Raw genomic sequence first — 17,623 nt, forward strand, 5'->3', positions numbered from 1 at the left:
CACGAGTAATGATAATGTTGGAAATTCAGGAGTCAAATCTCTTCGTTCTGATTGTTTGTGACTGAATTTAGGGAATTTACAGATGATTGGTAGGTAAATTTCCTGATAATCGGGAGATATTGGCAATGAACATCCACTATCCCATAATATTTTAGAAGTCAGGTTTAAAAAGACAAAGCTTGCGGTGACTGGCTATAAGGCTATATTTTTGATTATATATGTAATATATGTTACTTGTTCACGCCTTCAAAGCGGCAAGTGGATGTTCCAGTTAAAGATGTAAAAAGAAATGACAAAACACAGCAAGATAAAAATTGAAGAGATTGATGATACATCACCGCATTTAGCTACGGTTATTGAACTAGGGGATTCCAATAGGGCAACACTTGGCTTCTTCTCTAAAGGTGCTTTTGCAGAAAGTGCAAAAAAACGCCATATACTTGTAGCACTTGAGCCTCAAGCAGGATGTATTGGCTATTTATTATATCGACATTCATATGATCGAATCACGATTGTTCATCTTTGCGTTGCTAAGGAGCATCAAAACAAAAAAATTGCACGATTACTTGTCAATCACCTGAAACAAATAACTCAAGAAAAATATACAGGCATTGGCTTACACTGCCGTCGTGATTATGACTTAGCAGATATGTGGTCAAAATTAGGTTTTGTTCCACAATATGATAAAGAAGGAAAGAGTAAAGATAAAAAACTGCTAACTTTTTGGTGGTTTGATCACGGGCATGAAAATCTATTTTCTAATACTCACATTCATAAATTTGAATCAAAACTATGCGTTGTTATTGATGCAAATATATTCTTTGATTTATATGCTGATGAAGATAGAGATAATGATGAATCGAAATTATTGTTAGCTGATTGGCTAGAGCTTGAGTTAGAAATATGCTTAACTGATGAAATCTTTAACTACATAAATATTATTACTGATGATCAGGAAAGAAAATCGCAAAGACAACTAGCGCAACGTTTTATCAGTCTGCCATATATCAGTCAATTGTTAGATAAAACAGTTCAAGAATTACAGAATATTATATCTCAAAAAAATATAATGATTTCTGAACTAAATGTACGCCATCTAGTCAAAACTATAGCCTCAGAATCTAATATATTTGTAACTAATAAAAAAGAACTTTTAGATATTGCAAATGAAATTTATGATAAATTTCGCCTATCTGTTATCACTACTAATGAACTGGTTATTCAATTAGACGAGCTTCGCAATAAGCCTGATTATCAGCCTGTACGTTTGGCTGGAACTTTACTAAAGCTAGTACCTGTGCAAAAGGGACAAGAAGATTTATTGACCAATTATTTTACTTGTATCAATCAAGGTGAAACCAAAACTGGATTTCAACAGCAGTTACGCCGATTTATTGCTGAAGTAGAAAAGTTTGATTGTTATGCAGTTTTTGAGGAAGAAAATAAACCATTGGCTTTATTTGTCTATGGTAAACATAAGCAAAATGAGCTAGAAATTCCACTGTTACGAGTTGGAGACAATCACTTATCTGGCACACTAGCAAGGCACTTAATTTTTCAATCAATTTTACATTCTGCTAATGAACATCGCCAATTTACTAGAATCACTGATTTATGGTTACAAGAAACTGTTACTAATGCAATTCAGGAGGATAATTTCGTCAAGTTTAATAATGGATGGCTAAAGGTAAACTTAGCAGTTGCTGAAACTGCATCCCAGTTATCAATACGCCTAGCTAATTTAGCCTCCAGTTTGGGACAGGAATACAATTTTTGCCTTCAAATCGCTAATAGTCTTAATTCTAAGAGCTTTATTAAAGAGATTAAATTATCAACAGATCTTGAAAAATTTCTTTTTCCGCTAAAGATTATTGATGCGGAGATACCTAACTTTATCATTTCTATTGAACCCAAATGGGCAATAGATTTATTTGATTCAGATTTAGCTATGCAAACGCTATTTGGCTCAAAAATAGAACTTGCCTTTAACCGGGAAGCTGTTTACTATAGATCAGCCAAGAACTCAAGAGGATTAAAGTCTCTCTGTCGGATTCTATGGTATGTGAAAAGAGATGAAAAAGCTGATTACTGCGGAATAAGCTCTATTCGAGCCTGCTCATTTGCAGATGAAATCATCATTGATAAACCCAAAAATCTTTATCAACGTTTCCAAAGGTTAGGAGTCTATAAATTGGCTGATATTTTAAATATAAATCCAGATAAAAATGGTAATATTATGGCAATTAGATTCAGTTATACAGAATTATTTAAATATCCTATACAATTGCAGACAATCCGAAAAATTATCAATAAAAAAGAAACGTTTCAATCACCTTGTAAAATCAGTAATGATTGTTTTAATAAGTTATATAATTTAGGTAACAGTAACCTATAGTAAATAACTGATGTACAAAAATATACTTTTACTTTCAATCAAACCCAAGTATGCAGAAAAAATATTTTCTGGAAAAAAACAAGTTGAGCTTCGTCGTGTACGTTCTCGTTTAAATACAGATGATTTAGTTTTAGTCTATGTCTCATCTCCTACAAAAGCTTTAGTAGGTTCATTTCAAGTAGATCAGATTATTCAAATAGAAATTCAAAAATCTTCCAAAGACTTAAATGAATTTTGGCATAAAGTCAAAAACATAGCTGGAATTACTTCCCAAGAATTTCAAAGTTATTATCATGGTGCTTCAGTAATGGTTGGTATTTTTGTAAAAAATCTAAGAACTTTACCTGAGCCAATAGATTTAACACAATTAAGAGAAATACTTCCCGAATTTAGACCACCACAAAATTACCGTTATTTAAAGGAAAGTGAGTTTAAAATATTGCAATCAATGATGCAAGATATCATGATGGATTCTTCCAGTCAATAATGTTTTTATAAAAAAGCTCATAATCTAAAAATTATGTATGATAATGATAGCTCACAAAAAAATTGAATTTTTGAGGTTGTTTCAGGAATTCATAATTTCATATCCCTACACAGCACCTGGAATAAGTCATATCAACTCATATTCTCAGCAGCGTCAGCAGGCACGCCGTAATTTTGAAGCTATAAAAGCAGCAGTAGACTCAGGAGAAAACGTCACAGAATTAGTGTTGCTTCAACTGCTACCCTACGATCAAAATACTAAGAATCATCAAAGTGGTGCTTGGATTCATTTTGCTTCATCTGTTACGAAAGATATAAGGCAATGGTTTGAGAGTGCAAACGAGATAAAACCAGAAGATTGGCAGCTAATTTCCCTTGCGATTTTAAATTTTGTTCGTTGCTGTAATGATAATCCACAGCAATTATTAGCAGCTTGTAGGGAATTTTCGCAGATGTCTTATGCCAAATATTTCCACACAGAAATGCTAACACCTATTCTTAATGCTCTCCAACCAGATGAGTTTCTTTTAATCAACAACAAATCGTTACAAGTAATCAATTACTTGGCGAATACAAACTATGAACTAACGCTAACAGACTATCCAGCAGCCAACAGTACAGGACATGAGTTAATTAGAGAATTCGCACAAGAGATGCGCCAGTCAGGTGTGCCAGCTTTGCGAGATGGTGACTTGTTTGATATGTTCTGTTACTGGCTGGTAGCGTTGAAGGCATATCACTTCAGTAATTACAATCTCAAAAATAAGACTGACGGGAGTAAAGAAATTAATTACCCAGAATATACTTTATCTAAACTTATTGAAGAAATAGGTCTGGGAAAAACAATAATAGAAAGATGGATAATCACAATTAATCGCAAAGGCCAAGCGATTTTATATGGTTCACCGGGAACAGGTAAAACTTATATTGCTGAAAAGCTTGCGAAATACTTAATTAGCGGCGGTGATGGTTTTTCAGAATTAGTGCAATTTCATCCAGCATACTCTTATGAAGATTTTATTCAAGGTATCCGTCCCCGGAGTCAAGACGGTAAACTGACATATCCACTTGTTGCAGGGAGATTTTTAAAATTTTGCAAAAAAGCTGAGTCTCGCCAAGATACTTGTGTTTTCATTATTGATGAAATAAACCGTGCTAATATTCCACAGGTTTTTGGCGAATTAATGTACTTACTTGAGTACCGAGATAAAAAAATTCCTTTAGCTGCTGGTAACACCTTTTCCATTCCCAAAAATGTCCGCATTATTGGCACGATGAATACAGCAGATAGGTCTATTTCCCACATAGATCATGCACTACGCCGCCGCTTTGCGTTTATTGAACTTCGTCCCAACTATGATGTATTGCGACGATATCACCTCAAAACAGGTTTTGCAGTCGAGGACTTGATTAAGATTTTACAGCAATTAAATCAGGCGATCGCAGATAAAAACTACGAAATCGGTATTTCCTTTTTTTTAACAGATAATCTGCGTGATGATATACAAGATATCTGGCAAATGGAAATTGAGCCTTACTTAGAGGAATACTTTTTTAACCAGCTAGATAAAGTAGATGAATTTCGCTGGCATAAAATTGATAAACGTCTATTTATATAAATCCAGTGTGCTTAAAAAATATTCAACTCACAGAATACCAAGCTAAATATTTTGACCGTGATGAAATACCTGTTGAAGCTGGAATAAAACTATATGAAAAATATCCAGCACAAGTAGATGTAGGATTTCCTAACTACAGAACTCGTGATCAATGGTGTTTGAAAGCTAAAGGATGGGTAGGCTACATTCCTTTAAGTTCGGAAATAGTTATCAATATAAATCCGAAAGTCTCGATTAAAAACCTTTTTGGAATGCTGGAATATGCCTACAATTTAAAGAGTTTTCGCTTTCTGGAAGGGGAAGTACATTGTGATTCTTTGGCAGGGTTCTACAATAATCTAGCTTATATATTAGCTCAAAAAATTTTAGAACGATGTCGCAAAGGATTATATCGTGCTTATGTACCTAAGACAGAACAGCTTACCTATGTGCGAGGTAAGCTAAATGTGCAACGAATAATCCAAAAACCGTGGGAAGTAAAACTGAACTGTCACTATGAAGAAAACACGGCTGATATTGCAGAAAATCAAATTCTTGCCTGGACATTATCTATTATTAGTCATAGCGGTTTTTGTTTTGAAAATGTATCAGCAATAGTCCGAAAAGCTTATCATGCACTCCAAGGATTAGTAACCTTACAACCTTATCAACCACAATATTGTATCAAGCAGCAATACAACCGTCTTAATGAAGATTACCAAATCCTCCATTATCTCTGTCGATTTTTCTTAGAGAATACTATACCCAGCCATGAAAAAGGTAAAAATGCTACTCTACCCTTTTTAGTGAACATGGATCGGCTGTATGAACTGTTTATCGCAGAATGGCTTAAAGTTCACTTACCCTCAAATTTTACTCTCAAGTTTCAAGAAAGAGTCAATATAGTCAAAAATCTGTACTTTAAAACAGACTTGGTTCTCTATGAAGCTGCAACTTCTACGCCACGATATATTATTGATACAAAATACAAAACACAAGATAATCCATCATCTCAAGATATAGCTCAAGTGGTAGCCTACGCTGTTTCTAAAAGTTGCCAAGAGGTTATTTTACTTTATCCAACTAACTTAACTTATGCTTTAGATGCTGTGGTTGGCAATATCCGAGTACGTAGCCTTACTTTTGCACTTGATCATAATCTTGATGTTGCTGGTCAAACATTTTTAAATGATATGTTAGATGATTATCAATAAACAAAAGGTGGGCAATGCCGACAACTTAACAAGAAAAATTGGATCGACTTTTGAGCATTGCCCACCCTACAAAAATTGCTAAGTTGGGATCAAAAAGAATATTGAGAAATGCAGAAGGTAATAATGAACAATATTACTACTCCCTACTCCCCACAATATTAATTAAGGGGATAGATGACATTCGCCAACGGCGAAGCACCTACACCCCAAATAGCTGCCCAGATGAACCTGGAACCCTATAATCTGGTATCTTATGAATCCAGTATCTGCTGTGAGCTATCAATTGTCACTGGGAGACATACGGAATTAAAAAATATTGTTGAACAAATCATACTGATTTGTGGCTAATACATGGTTTTATCTCAGAATTTCGATTTCGCCAGAAGTGCTGTTCCATAAGCTGCTTCAGTATTCACAGAGGAAACTACAGGTACTTTTAAACGTCGTTGACGAATTGCATTCCAAGTGGGATTTTTTGCGCCTCCACCGGCTGTATATACTTGATTTAACCTATCTGCGCCTAATTTTTGCAATAATTCATATCCCTGTGCTTCTATACGGGCGATACTTTCTAACAAACCATGCAGAAATTCGACGGGATTATCAGGGCGTGGTGTGAGTCTTGGGGGTAAATTCGGATCATTGATGGGGAAGCGATCGCCTGCCTTCAATAAGGGATAATAATCTAACTCACTAGCTTGCTCACTATCAATCTCACGACTGAAGTTTTCTAACTCTGCATCAGTAAAAAATTCCCTTAACACCGCACCCCCAGTATTAGACGCACCACCAGTCAGCCACAAATCCCCCAGGCGATGGCTATAAATTCCATATCGCGCATCTTCTACACGAGTACGACTCAAAAGTTTTAAAACTAAGGTTGAACCGAGAGAAGTCACAGCTTCGCCTGGTGATGTTGCACCACTGGCGAGAAAAGCCGCAATACTATCAGTAGTGCCAGCACAAACTAAACAATCAGCAGGTAGAGAAAACTGGCGCGCAATTTCATCACGTAATTCCCCAATTGCAGTTCCCGGTGACAAAACTTCGGGTAGCTGAATCGGTAGTTGCAGATTTTCTAACCATTCTGGGTATTTTAACTGTTCTACGTCATAACCCAGCTTTAAAGCATTGTGATAGTCAGAAATCCCTAACTTACCATGCAGCAGAAACGCCAGCCAGTCAGCTTGATGTAAAAAATATCTCGCTGCACTCACAGCAGGTAATTGCATCATCCACAGCAATTTAGCCAAGCTAGAGGTTGCACTTAAAACGGTATGATTTGGCGGTGCTATCTTCCGCAACTCCTCCAACACCACAGAACCCCGCCCGTCGTTGTAGAGTAAAGGCTGATATACAGGGTTGCCAGCCGCATCGCATAATAACACTGTAGAGGAAGTGCCGTTGATAGCGATCGCCTTGATTTCTCGCCGCACAGCTTCAGGAATTGCCCCCAGCAGCGTCAATAAAGCCCTTTGCCATGCTGCTGGCTCAGAAATTGCCCCAGCTTCCCAAGGATATCGCACTTGTGTCTGGATCTGCTCTTGTGCGTCAATCACTATTCCCCTCGCGCCAGACGTACCAAAGTCGATTCCTAGATAACAAGTCATAGTTTTATAACTTTTTTTAATGAAAAATAACTCATAGTACCGATTTGATTCCGGCTTTTGTTGCATCTTGTAACAAGATATTCCACATTTTTGGCAAAACAAGGAAAAGTAGTAATCGAAGTGTTCAAAATTTATTGAGAACTTTGGAGGTTTATCATCATGCCTATCTCTGATACCCAAGTTTACATCGCTCTGGCTGTCGCCCTCATTCCAGGCATTCTGGCTTGGCGTTTAGCAACCGAACTTTATAAATAACGCCATTTTTTCAGCAGGTGTTGGAGCCTCATTTAATCAAGGCTCTACCACCTGCGGCAACAATCAGGCTCATCCTGATTGTTGTTTCTAGCAGTGGTTTGTCTGTCCAGTGAGGTTGTAAGTGTAATTTGTAATATTTTATAAATCTATTTCAATAAAAACACCAATGATACTGATGAATTAGCATTGCTAAAGTCAGCCATTAGCTTATATTTGTCCATATAGTTATAAAGAATCAGCATAAATTAGCGTCTTAATATTTACAACATCTCTATTGATTTGATATTTTAGACAGAAATAACTGCCACAACTGGATAAATACCAAAAAACGGCAAAAATAACATCATACAGTAACTTGTGCTTCACAAGTGAGACTATAATTCGGAATTGACATTAACACCTAAAACGATAATAATCCTGGCAGACAAGGTGCATTTACCATAAACTGATGGCTGAATAGCTTTATGCTGTGCCAACCAGTTACCTACGTATGTTGAGTGTTTTTTTACAAGTAATATACGTGTAGCAATTTGGAAAAAATGAAGTAATATGTCGGCTAATATTAGCCGCAATCATTGCTAGCAGGCTGTTAATGGCTTGGCTATTCAATCAGAAAATTTCTCTTTTTTGATCATCATGAACGCTTTTCAACCTTCTAGACTCCCCCAACAACCACCAATACAGAAAAAACCGGCTGCTCCCCGGCCAAAACGTCATCTTCGCCAACGCTCTTATAAAGTAATGGCTGTAGAAGTAACAGCCAAAATAACGGTCAATTTTGCCATTTCCGCAGCAGCCATATCTGCTTTATTACAACTTTTACCTCATCATTTCTCACAGCAAGCAAAGTTAGTAGAACTCCTGACAGAAGTCAAGAAAATGGAAAGACGCGTCAGTAGTTTACAGGCAGAATTTAGCCGTAATTTTGATCCCCGTCAAACTAAAAGCGTGATGCAAGAACAAGTATTCAAATTTGAAGCTAATCAGCGTCCGGTGGTGTTAACAGATCAGTATGGCCAGGAAATTGATCTTTCAGACACCGCACCCTAATAAAAATATTAATTTGGGGATGGGAATTATAAAAATTGCTGACAAGTATAGTGGCGTATAAAAAATGGACTTGGATGCCAGTCACTAACAGCTAATTTGTTAGGGCTAATCATTCACAGAACGGAAATTAAAAATTATATTTAATTTTTGATTTTGAATTTTGCATAGTCCTCAGCAGCTAGTAATACTACGCGAAAGTCAAACGTCAAAACTAAATATGAATCATAGCTTTATTTTCGCCGGCAGTTGCTAATCAAGCTGATGCCAAAATCTACCAGTTAAGATGAGATGGCAATAATTCATTTAACCAATTTTCTATTTGTAAACGCAAGCGATAGCCAGGAACATCTTTTTGATTATTCAGGGCAGGAAGTTTAGTTAAAGCACGACGATAGTCAGCGATCGCACCATTCCAATCACCCCAAAGATGATAGGTTCTACCCCGTTCAGCCCAAATATGCCCTTTTAGCTGACCAAAAAGCAAGGCATTATCAAAATTCTCAATCGCTTGTTCGTATTGTTCCAAGTCGCGTAAAGTAATGCCTCGGTTAATCCAGGCTCGCACATGGCCTGGATTAAAATCAATGGCGAGATCATAGTCAGCTAGGGCGGCTGTTAATTCTCCACAGGCTGCGTAATAATTGGCACGATTATTGTAAGCACTAGCTAAATTAGGATTTAATTTCAGGGCTGTGTTGTAGTCGTGCAAAGCTTTTTGCATGGCACCACTTTGAAAATAAATTAAGCCCCGGTTGTTGTAATCTACTGCATTATCTGGATAGCGGTGAATCAACTCAGTTAACAGCGCGATCGCTTCCGTGTACTTTCCTTGTTGAGCTAACTGCAAAGCACAAGCGCGTAAAGAACTGTCACCGTTAAATCCCTGTTCTTTTGGCGAAACTGTACTATTTGATACAAATTGGTGACAGTTATTTTGCTGACCGCTAGAAGCTAGAAATGAGTATCTGTTCATGCGTTATCACCTGAGTTACTTGCTCTTGACAAGAGAATCAAAGTTTTTGCTGTCATAGTAGTTTTGCTTTTGTGTCACTTAATTTGTGTTAAGAATTACTGGCAGACAAGCATCCAGCTAGATTTGAGCAACTACAAAAAGCGGAAAACTGACCTAATACAGACAATTAATGCTCCAATCTAGTAATAGATACGTCATTCTTAGGTTAAATTCCTGAAACATTAAATATTAATCTCTAAGAAGATTCCAGTAGTCACAGTGACCAGTTGGTAAAATGCCAAAGTGAAGAGAGCAGGGGGAGAAAAATCCCATGCACAATGCTATAACCCCCATGCCCCATACCCCATTCCCCAATATTTTGTATGACAACCACAATTACTTCCCAAAACACTCCTGATGTAGCGGCTGATGATTATGTTGTTATCGGTTTAGCCACCTGCTTCATCAAAGACGCTGGAGAAGTTCATCAAGTTGAAATTATTGAACCGATTCCCTCGGCTGCTTTAGAAGCTCTGTTAAAAGGTATTCCTACCTCATATAAGTTAGCTGTTGCCACCACAGTCAGCGCAGTCGTAAACCATCAGCAGCCAAATTTACCAGTCGGGTTTCCTGAATCGGCTCAATTTGCTGATGAATTTGTACAACGGGTGTTTGCGGCGGCGCGCACCTACAAGCGTCGGGAAAGCGCACAAGCACTAATTCCTCAAGGAACAACCTACACTGGTTTTCAATACTCCCTAGAGCGCAAGCGGCTACTAAATGCCTCAAGACTGGTCACAAAAGAAGATAATGTGAAACAGCATTCTCACACTCACAAAGTCCTTTAATTTCAGAACATCATGTTGAAACTGTATGGCGGCTCTCGTAGTCGAGCAACGATAGTTCAGTGGTATTTAGAAGAGTTGACAGTTCCCTATGAGTTTGTGTTGTTAGATATGCAAGCCGGGGAGCATCGCCAGCCAGAATACTTAAAAATTAACCCTATTGGTAAAGTTCCAACCATTGTAGACGGGGATTTCCAGCTATGGGAATCAGGGGCGATTTTGTTGTATTTGGCTGATAAGTATGACCAAGCCACCCGCTCACCAGAGGAACGTGCCATCATTTATCAATGGGTACTATTCGCAAATTCCACTCTGGGGACTGGTATTTTTATCGAAGCCAATCGAGAACGAGAAACTCCTCGATTGCTAACTCCTCTGAATGAAATTTTTGAAAAGCAACCTTTTTTACTAGGAGATGAATTCAGCGTTGCTGATGTGGCTGTCGGATCTATGTTGGCTTATATTCCTTTGATGCTAAAGCTAGATTTAAGTGCTTACCCAGCCGTTGAAAAGTATATTCAACGCATGACTGCAAGACCAGCATATCAAAAAGCGATGACTGGACGCTCTTAGTTGATTTTTCAGGATTCAAAAAAACACGGAGGAATTATTCTCCGTGTCTTGTGATGTTATCGATAATTGGTGAATTGCAACGCTACAGGATAATCTTCTTGTTTTAAACGTTGGATTACAGTTTGCAAATCGTCTTTAGCTTTAGCAGACACTCGCACAGCATCACCTTGAATTGAGGCTTGCACTTTTTTGAATTCGTCACGAATCAGTTTGGAAATTTGCTTGGCGATATCTTGGCTAATACCTTTTTTGAGTTGGATTTCTTGGCGGACACGATTACCACTAGCTGATTCTACTTTGCCAAAATCAAAGATTTTCTGGGAAAGATTCCGCTTGGCAGCCTTTTCACGCAAAATATTGTGTACAGACTCTAGGGTGAATTCGCTATCAGTGCCGATAGTAATGCTTTGTTCACCCAACTCAACTGTAGTCTGAGTATCCTTGAGATCATAACGACTCTTGAGTTCTCGCACGACTTGATCAACGGCGTTTACCAATTCTTGCCGATCAAAATCACTCACAATGTCAAAGGAATAAGTAGCAGCCATATTTTATCTTGCACTTGAAATGTTCGATTGTTGACTGGGGACTGGAAGGGATTGGGGATTGGGAAAGAAGAATTGGGACTCTTTGCAGGGGGAAAAGGGAAAGTCCTCTCCTCCTTGCTCCCTGCTCCCTACTCCGCAAGCCTCTTTCGCCTCCTCCGCTCCCTCTGCTTTCTTGTCTCCTCAGCAATGCTATTAGCCTTATACCCCATGCCCCCTTGCTTGAATGATACTCAAGACAATGAGAGTACCACAGCTAAGAGAGCCAATGCCAAACATTAGCGATCGCAATAGCGGTATATTCAAAATATAAAACATTGAATATAGCAACCGAGCTACAACAAAGGCGATCGCAGCCCATGCTGCTGTAGAAGAATTCACACCAGTAACATAAGCCATGAGTGCAGCCGCCGCAAATACCATGAACGCTTCAAAAGAATTTTGATGCGCCCAAGTAGCTCTTTGGGCATAAGCTGGCAATTTATCAAACATAGCGCGAGGGGCAGAAACATCATAGCCAACTCGCGCACGCGCATACCCTACAACTAAAAATGGCAGGTAAATTAATATCGCAGCTGCGGCGATCGCATACAAAAAAATAATCATGAATCTATAATCTATAGCCATTAGTCTATAGTCGGTGAGTTATGGGACTATTGACTATTGACTGTGGACTAATCAAAGTAGAAAAGTGTCACCACCTTTCTTTGTTCTTCAGCTTCGCTACAAGTTTGTAGCAGAGTGCGACTGTCATGAAATGCGAAGCAAATCAGCTGCTGACAACGGGAAACAATTTCCTTATTGCACAAGTAACTAGCTTCAGCCAGAGACAAGTTATCATTACTAGGATTTTCTACCAAGTGCATAACCTGTTCTAGTTGCTGCCGTGATTCTAGGGGCTGGCGTTCCAAGCTTTGGGGCAGAATTACTGTCAACAAATTAGGATCAGCCCGCATTGCTCCTTTAATGGCAGCTGAGTTAGTACCCGTAGCACCGGATGTAATGACTCGATTACCCGCTAAAACTAGGGCATAAGTCATCATTTCAATGAGATTTTGATGCGTGATTGGCACATGGCGCGAACCCAGCAAGGCAATTCTTTTAGAACCGGTTTGCTGGATTGTCGCCAATTCTTGCGCTAACGTATCGAGGTTGATGAGGTCTATTGACTGACTCAAAGACGGAGATAATCAGATTAAACGACCAAGCTATTCTACCAAAGAGCGTGTAAATCCGAAGCGAACTTGAGTTACATACTACTAAGTTTTTTGAATTAAGATTTCCGGGGAGTGGAAAATGGGCAGGGGGCAGGGGGGCAGGGCGCAGGGGAGAATGACTAATGACTAATAACTAATGACTAATGACTAATGACTAATGACGGGTGTTAAACCCAACTTTGATAAGAGGCGATCGCTATCAAAGTGTTCAGCCATTAACTGACGAATACACTCAACTTTGATTGGCTCATGTACCCGCACTTGCCCAAAGGTACGGTCAACTATTTCTACAGTGGTGAGGGTATCCAAGTCAACGGACAAAATGGGGATTTCTAACTCTTCCGCACGACTGAGAATAAACTGCTGTGGCGGCAATTGTCCGGTGAGAATCAGACATTGGGTAGAAGTTTCTAAGGCGGCTTGTTGAATTTCCACGCGATCGCCTCCTGTCACCACTGCCATATTCCGCCGTTTGCGGAAATATTTCACAGCCGCATTAACGTTCATCGCACCAATGGCTAGACTTTCCACCATTAAATCTAAGCGATCGCTACGACAAAGAACTTCGGCGTTTAGCTGTTTGACTAATTCCCCGACACTGACACTACGAAGTAAATCATTTTCGGGTAGCATTCCTAGGACTGCGATACCTTGCTTTTCTAAGTATGGGCGGAGGAAATTCTCCACGGTTTCTAACTCCTTGCTGGGAACGTCGTTGATCACAATTCCCATCAAGCGATCGCCTATGCGCTGCTTGGCTGATAATATCGACTCTACAGAGATTAGCGATTGATAGCGATTGACCAACACTACACCAGCATCTAACACTTGTGCCACCTGTAGCAAAGATAAATTAAACAGATGACCTTCCACCAGATCGCCAGGCCCTTCTAACAGCACTAAATCCCCTCTAGGAATTTGTAAATACTGCTCAATTAAAGACTGACGATAATCAGTTGAGTCTTCACCACTTAAGCGTCTTTGCACATTGGTTTCATTCAAAGCCAGCATTGTCGGCACAATCCGGTTTGCCGAGAGATTCAGACTATGAGTAATAAACTGGACATCTTCATCAACTACAGAGCCATCAGATGTACTCAAACAATTGCCTAGGGGTTTACCGTAAGCAATTTCTAATCCTTTTTGCTGTAGCTGATGAGACAAACCCAAAACTGTTGCTGACTTACCACTGTAAGCCTCAGTTGAGCCAATCAGCAAATATTTAGCAGATTTTGGCACACATGCACTCCTAATTGCAAAAGGATGTAAAACCCAGCCAGGTGTTTATTAATTTTAGTTCCTTCCGACAGAAGTCTGATGCGATCGCCAAATTAAATTTCCCTAAATATCCTTGTTTTTCTGTAACTTTATTATGATAAAATAATATATATTTATACTAAAAGTTTATCATTTTTAGGTGTATTAAGATATGATTGTTAGTTTTACTTAAAAATGATTTTGTCTGAGATTTTCTATTACCTCAAGACGAGACTTGAATCAGATCAACAAGGGTGTAAGGGCGATGAATTAGAACTTTCCCTGACACCCATAAGAATTAAATTAACTAAATTATTCGTCGATACGGAGTAATTTACGGTAGAAAGATTGTGAAAAATCAGTAATTTTATAACGTTTATAATTTTCCATTAATTCAATCAAAAAATTAATAAATTCAAAACTTGCCATCATCACTTCATAACTTAAATCAGCATTACCATCAAACTGCATCCGGCAACGGGTTAAATCGGAAGGTAGAGTAGCAACATTCCAAGAAACGACAAAGGGTACATTTTCACCAGCTTCTATTTTACGATGTCCTTCCAAAATGCCTTTTTGATAGAGACTGATAGCATAGGGCAGTAAATTGCGCTTTGTACCTTGAATGTAAGGCATATAAACGCTGGCTTGTTGTGGAGTCACAGGCTGAATGTTTTCAAAAGACATAGTTGACAACTGAGGATATAGGTGTCTCTCCATGAAGTATTCCCAAAAAGTTTATGATGCACACAGTTAAAAGCAGAAGGTAGCAATTGATTCTCCCAGTGCTTCAAAAGCAAAATTTTGGATTCTCTAGCATCCGGTGTTCCCTGTCCTAAATTTATTGATGGGATTTCTCCTCTGCTGCCTTCAACACCTCTGAATTCGCCCATAACAAGAGCAGCATCAAAAGTTACTGCTAAGAAATATTAAAATCTCAGTTACAATAGGGCTGCATTAGCTTTTTTGAAGCTGGGCGCAATAATACGGCAAATACTCCCTCCTCAAGGGGTAAATGCTGTAATTGCACTTTCTGCCAACAATAAACTGTTGCTACTTTGCCCCAAACTCAGTTCCCTATTTTGGAACGCATCTAGTTGTCTAGTAAGTTATGAGTCGTAGTTACTACCGGATTACTATCTAGTACAGCTAAAGAGGGATAAAGTTGACTCACACAGTTTAGTGTTACCTGATTCCCAGCTTCTTTTGAGGTGTAGACAAATACTGGTTTTTGTATCAAGTAACTTATGCCAGCGAATTCCTGGCCCGACAACGATTCCTACAAAGAACTTGATCCACTCAACTCCTTGTTGTCTGACCTATCAGTAACTGAGGAGTCGGTGGTAGAAACACGGGATTTGTCTTTACCATCCCGGTTTCAAGGGCGTAGAGGTAAAGCTGCTCTAGTTTTAACCATAGTCTGGAGTAGCACCCTCGCCTTACATTTAGCTTCCTGGGGTTCTCTCTTTATCCTTGGACTGACTACCCTCCTAGGGATTCATGCTTTGGTGATAGTGTTTGCTAAACCCCGCCGCTACCAAAAAGAAATACAGGGCGAATTGCCCTTGATCTCTATATTGGTAGCTGCGAAAAATGAGGAGGCTGTAATTGGTAAATTAGTCAAAAATCTTTGTAATCTGGAATATCCTAACGGGCAATACGAAGTTTGGATTATTGACGATCACAGTAGCGACAAAACCCCCGATGTGTTAGCGGAACTAGCCCAGGAGTACGGCAATCTCAAGGTAATCAGGCGTTCTGCTCAAGCCACTGGCGGTAAATCAGGGGCATTAAATCAAGTTTTGCCATTGACAAAAGGCGAAATTATCGCCGTGTTTGATGCTGATGCTCAAGTAGCATCAGACTTATTACTTCAGGTAGTGCCTTTGTTCCAACGGGAAAAGGTGGGGGCGGTGCAGGTGCGAAAAGCGATTCTGCAAGCAGAACCTGGCGCGAACGGCAACGCCAAAAAAAACTTTTGGACAAAGGGTCAAATGGCGGAAATGGCTCTCGACACTTGGTTTCAGCAGCAGCGTGCTGCTTTGGGTGGCATTGGTGAACTGCGAGGTAATGGCCAATTTGTTCGCCGTGCAGCTTTAGAAAGTTTTGGGGGATGGAATGAAGAAACCATCACGGATGACTTAGATATGACTTTCCGCCTGCATTTAGATAATTGGGATATTGAATGTGTATTCTACCCATTCGTGCAGGAAGAAGGTGTTACCAATGCGATCGCACTTTGGCATCAACGCAACCGTTGGGCAGAGGGCGGTTATCAACGCTATCTAGATTATTGGGATCTCATCCTCAAAAACCGCATGGGTACGCGCAAAACCTGGGATTTACTCATGTTCTTGCTCACCATGTATATTCTGCCTACAGCAGCCATCCCAGATTTATTAATATCCCTGGCTCGCCATCGCCTACCAATTTTAGCCCCGGTTACTACCTTGTCGGTAGCTATGTCAGTTGTAGGTATGTATGCTGGTTTGAAGCGCATACGCCAAGAGCAAAAATTTAACGTTTCCACACCTTTTGTATTACTGCTGCAAACAGTGCGCGGTACTTTGTATATGTTGCACTGGTTAGTAGTAATGAGCAGTACCACAGCACGGATGTCAGTTAGACCAAAACGCCTCAAGTGGGTGAAAACCGTGCATACAGGTAGTGGACATTAACCACTTGAGAAAATTCAAAACTCCCAATGCAAAATCCCAAATTACATTTTGGATTTTGCATTTTTTTTGGCGGACTGGGGACTGGGGGAGTGGGGGGAGATGAGGGAGTGGGGGGAGAAAAACTAATGACTAATGACTAATGACTAATAACTAATAACTAATGACTAATGACTAATGACTAATGACTAATGACTAATGACTAATGACTAATGACTAATGACTAATGACTTCAATCATCATCTGGCAAGTTATCTACCAATTCTGATGTACTGATTTCGCTTAATTCTTCGCTATCCTCGCTTAATCTGACAAGTTGCCCATCAAAGAATTGTGCTAAACGTTGGGCAGCGATCGCCACTTCATCGGTTTCCCAATTTGCTAAAGGTGCTGGTTGGGGTGATGGTGTTGGCGTTTTCGCGCCTCCTGTACTTTTGACTACCGCTTCTGTTTTTGCTGGTGGGGCTGGTACTGGTGGCTGTGGTGTGGGTGTGGGTGCTGGTGGTTTTTGGTTGTGATAACTAGGTGGCGGTGGCTGCTTGACAGTCTGGGAACCGTTACCTCTAGCTGGTGGTTCTTTCCTGGCGGTGGCAGAATTTGAGGGAGTAGCTTTTTCTAGAGTTACCAACACTTCCCTTTGGAAAGTTTGTCCAAAAGCCGCAGTAATCATCGGTAAATCAGATTTAACTTTGTCATACCATGCAGGTTTGACACCAACACGGGCTGTTGCACCATCAAATTCAATTAGATGACACATTTGCCCCAGTAAAGCACGTCTGGATATTTGCTGAATATTACTCACTACCTGCTGCCAAATTTGAGCAAAATCAAATTGTGATGGCTCAACAAATGTCTCAGTAGGTTGTGGGGGAGGTGGGGGAGGTGGGGGAGATGAGAAAGATGGGGGAGATGGGGGAGATGAGGGAGATGGGGGAGATGGGGGAGGGGGGG

At 39.6% G+C, this 17,623-nt stretch carries 16 protein-coding genes and 1 pseudogene; 9 read left to right on the forward strand and 8 right to left on the reverse strand.

All coding sequences use genetic code 11. The features are described 5' to 3' along the window. Positions 1-289: 289 nt before the first annotated feature. From A3775_RS20335 to A3775_RS20350, 4 genes are read left to right on the forward strand one after another with little or no spacing between them, the layout of a single operon-like run. Positions 290-2,395 (forward strand): GNAT family N-acetyltransferase, encoded by a 2,106-nt coding sequence (locus A3775_RS20335; RefSeq protein WP_066426515.1) that lies wholly within the window; start codon positions 290-292, stop codon positions 2,393-2,395. A 10-nt stretch (positions 2,396-2,405) separates the two neighbouring features. Next, positions 2,406-2,882, forward strand: a complete 477-nt coding sequence (locus tag A3775_RS20340; RefSeq protein WP_066426518.1) for an ASCH domain-containing protein — start codon at positions 2,406-2,408, stop codon at positions 2,880-2,882. 37 nt (positions 2,883-2,919) lie between these two features. After that, entirely contained in the window at positions 2,920-4,500 is a 1,581-nt protein-coding gene (locus A3775_RS20345) for an McrB family protein (protein ID WP_197480200.1), read from the forward strand. A 5-nt stretch (positions 4,501-4,505) separates the two neighbouring features. Then, positions 4,506-5,693 carry an McrC family protein gene (locus A3775_RS20350; RefSeq protein ID WP_231867041.1) on the forward strand — a complete coding sequence of 396 codons (1,188 nt, stop codon included), beginning with the start codon at positions 4,506-4,508 and terminating at the stop codon, positions 5,691-5,693. A gap of 362 nt (positions 5,694-6,055) precedes the next feature. Here A3775_RS20350 and A3775_RS20355 read toward each other — a convergent pair whose 3' ends face one another. Continuing rightward, the gene (locus tag A3775_RS20355; protein ID WP_066426532.1) at positions 6,056-7,303 is read right to left on the reverse strand and encodes an FGGY-family carbohydrate kinase; all 1,248 of its coding nucleotides are present in this window, start codon (positions 7,301-7,303) and stop codon (positions 6,056-6,058) included. Between the two features lie 159 nt (positions 7,304-7,462). On the opposite strand from A3775_RS20355, the gene psaM reads away from it, so the two are divergent. Together psaM and A3775_RS20365 are read left to right on the forward strand one after the other, a co-directional pair. Then, positions 7,463-7,558: a photosystem I reaction center subunit XII gene (gene psaM, locus A3775_RS20360; RefSeq protein WP_006196319.1), complete on the forward strand. Its 96-nt coding sequence runs from the start codon at positions 7,463-7,465 to the stop codon at positions 7,556-7,558. A gap of 636 nt (positions 7,559-8,194) precedes the next feature. After that, positions 8,195-8,608, forward strand: coding sequence for a hypothetical protein (locus A3775_RS20365; protein WP_066384114.1), 414 nt, complete (start codon positions 8,195-8,197; stop codon positions 8,606-8,608). Between the two features lie 271 nt (positions 8,609-8,879). Here the strand turns inward: A3775_RS20365 and A3775_RS20370 are convergent, their stop codons facing one another. Next, positions 8,880-9,581 carry a tetratricopeptide repeat protein gene (locus tag A3775_RS20370; protein ID WP_066384041.1) on the reverse strand — a complete coding sequence of 234 codons (702 nt, stop codon included), beginning with the start codon at positions 9,579-9,581 and terminating at the stop codon, positions 8,880-8,882. 362 nt (positions 9,582-9,943) lie between these two features. On the opposite strand from A3775_RS20370, the gene A3775_RS20375 reads away from it, so the two are divergent. Together A3775_RS20375 and A3775_RS20380 are read left to right on the forward strand one after the other, a co-directional pair. Next, the gene (locus A3775_RS20375; RefSeq protein ID WP_066384040.1) at positions 9,944-10,408 is read left to right on the forward strand and encodes a hypothetical protein; all 465 of its coding nucleotides are present in this window, start codon (positions 9,944-9,946) and stop codon (positions 10,406-10,408) included. A gap of 12 nt (positions 10,409-10,420) precedes the next feature. Continuing rightward, the gene (locus A3775_RS20380) at positions 10,421-10,978 is read left to right on the forward strand and encodes a glutathione S-transferase family protein (protein ID WP_066384034.1); all 558 of its coding nucleotides are present in this window, start codon (positions 10,421-10,423) and stop codon (positions 10,976-10,978) included. A 56-nt stretch (positions 10,979-11,034) separates the two neighbouring features. Here the strand turns inward: A3775_RS20380 and A3775_RS20385 are convergent, their stop codons facing one another. The 5 genes from A3775_RS20385 to ebsA form a co-directional block, all read right to left on the reverse strand. Next, positions 11,035-11,526 carry a YajQ family cyclic di-GMP-binding protein gene (locus A3775_RS20385; protein ID WP_066426524.1) on the reverse strand — a complete coding sequence of 164 codons (492 nt, stop codon included), beginning with the start codon at positions 11,524-11,526 and terminating at the stop codon, positions 11,035-11,037. Between the two features lie 198 nt (positions 11,527-11,724). Continuing rightward, positions 11,725-12,129: an MAPEG family protein gene (locus A3775_RS20390; protein WP_066384027.1), complete on the reverse strand. Its 405-nt coding sequence runs from the start codon at positions 12,127-12,129 to the stop codon at positions 11,725-11,727. 68 nt (positions 12,130-12,197) lie between these two features. Then, on the reverse strand, positions 12,198-12,701 hold the full coding sequence (locus tag A3775_RS20395) for a DNA recombination-mediator protein A (protein WP_066384023.1): 504 nt from the start codon (positions 12,699-12,701) through the stop codon (positions 12,198-12,200). Between the two features lie 186 nt (positions 12,702-12,887). Continuing rightward, complete coding sequence (locus A3775_RS20400; RefSeq protein ID WP_066384020.1) at positions 12,888-13,979, reverse strand: phosphotransacetylase family protein; 1,092 nt, start codon at positions 13,977-13,979, stop codon at positions 12,888-12,890. A gap of 330 nt (positions 13,980-14,309) precedes the next feature. Further along, entirely contained in the window at positions 14,310-14,684 is a 375-nt protein-coding gene (gene ebsA, locus A3775_RS20405) for a type IV pilus biogenesis protein EbsA (RefSeq protein WP_066384016.1), read from the reverse strand. A 560-nt stretch (positions 14,685-15,244) separates the two neighbouring features. On the opposite strand from ebsA, the gene A3775_RS20410 reads away from it, so the two are divergent. Continuing rightward, positions 15,245-16,675 (forward strand): glycosyltransferase family 2 protein, encoded by a 1,431-nt coding sequence (locus A3775_RS20410; protein WP_066384010.1) that lies wholly within the window; start codon positions 15,245-15,247, stop codon positions 16,673-16,675. 229 nt (positions 16,676-16,904) lie between these two features. Here A3775_RS20410 and A3775_RS24780 read toward each other — a convergent pair. Continuing rightward, positions 16,905-17,623 (reverse strand): annotated as a pseudogene (locus A3775_RS24780) (DNA polymerase III subunit gamma/tau); the annotation flags it as partial.

Origin of the sequence: Anabaena sp. 4-3 (assembly GCF_001597745.1) — a bacterium.
Classification (GTDB): domain Bacteria; phylum Cyanobacteriota; class Cyanobacteriia; order Cyanobacteriales; family Nostocaceae; genus Trichormus.